We start from the raw sequence: 1,177 nt of genomic DNA, 5'->3' as shown, positions 1-1,177 counted from the left end.
AGCCGCACCACCTGCGCCGCGTCCCGCCCGAGGCCTGCCCCGCGCGGAGTCACGGCCACGATCCGACCCTCGCGGACGCCGACCTCGGCGGGTGCGAATGCGCCGTCCACGAGCACGCGCTCGCCCTCCAGCACGAGATCGAGGGGCCCGGATGCCGCGAGCGGGCCGGATGCCGCATGGGCCGCCCGCGGCATCTGCTCGCTCATCCCCATCGGCTGGCCGTGCGACCGGCCGCCTGGCCGGTCAGCCGCACCTGCCGGTTGACGTCCTTGTAGAGCAGGTACCGGAACGGCCCCGGCCCGCCCGCGTAGCAGGCCTGCGGGCAGAACGCACGGAGCCACATGAAGTCGCCCGCCTCGACCTCGACCCAGTCGCCGTTCAGCCGGTAGACGCCCTTGCCCTCGAGCACGAACAGCCCGTGCTCCATGACGTGCGTCTCGGCGAAGGGGATCACGCCGCCCGGCTGGAAGGTGACGATGTTCACGTGCATGTCGTGCGCGAGGTCGTCGGGGTCGACGAACCGGCTCGTCGACCAGGCGCCGTTCGTGCCGGGCATCTCCTGCGGCGGCACGTCGGCGTCGCTCGTGACGAACGACGTCACCTCGTGGCCCTCGAGCGGCTCGTACGCCTTTCGGATCCACTGGAAGCTCGTGAACTCCGAGCCCTCGTTGGCGATCGCCCAGCTCGCCCCCGGCGCGAGGTAGGCGTACCCGCCCGCCTCGAGCACGTGCTGGTCGCCCTCGAGCTCGAGGGTGAGCTCGCCCGCCGTCACGAACACGACGCCCTCGACACCCTCCTCGCGCTCGGGCCAGTCGGCGCCGCCACCGGGTCCGATCTCGACGATGAGCTGCGAGAACGTCGTCGCGAACCCGGCGATGGGCCGGGCGAGGATCCACGCGCGGGTGTTCGTGAACCCCGGCAGGTTGCTCGTGACGATGTCGCGCAGCACGCCCTTCGGGATGACGGTGTACGCCTCCGTCACGATCGCGCGATCGGTGAGCAGCTCGGTCTGCTCGGGCAGCCCGCCCTGCGGGGTGTAGTAGCTCATGGGACCTCCTCGTCCGTCGCCGCGCGGGGCCGCGGCATCCGCTCAGCTCGTGGTGCGCCTCGGGCTCGTCGCGCTCGTCGCTCGGCGGGGGTGGGCGAGCGCGACGAGCGCCGCCTCGTCGAGGCCGGT

At 72.6% G+C, this 1,177-nt stretch carries 1 protein-coding gene and 1 pseudogene; both read right to left on the bottom strand.

Annotation, left to right across the window (positions count from 1 at the left end; all coding sequences use genetic code 11):
* Positions 1-206, bottom strand: a pseudogene (locus GH736_RS23220) (hypothetical protein); the annotation flags it as partial.
* A complete protein-coding gene (locus GH736_RS23215; protein ID WP_159607408.1) occupies positions 203-1,048 on the bottom strand; it encodes a bifunctional allantoicase/(S)-ureidoglycine aminohydrolase in 846 nt (281 codons plus the stop codon). The pseudogene GH736_RS23220 and the gene GH736_RS23215, both read right to left, overlap by 4 nt.
* Positions 1,049-1,177 lie beyond the last annotated feature (129 nt).

Origin of the sequence: Agromyces humi, assembly GCF_009720255.1 — a bacterium.
Classification (GTDB): Bacteria; Actinomycetota; Actinomycetes; order Actinomycetales; family Microbacteriaceae; genus Agromyces; species Agromyces humi.
This window is presented reverse-complemented; position numbering and strand designations above follow the sequence as displayed.

What these genes read in the sequence shown, in the direction of transcription:
- GH736_RS23215 (WP_159607408.1), bottom strand. Translation starts at nt 1,048, where the DNA reads ATGAGCTACTACACCCCGCAGGGCGGGCTGCCCGAGCAGACCGAGCTG.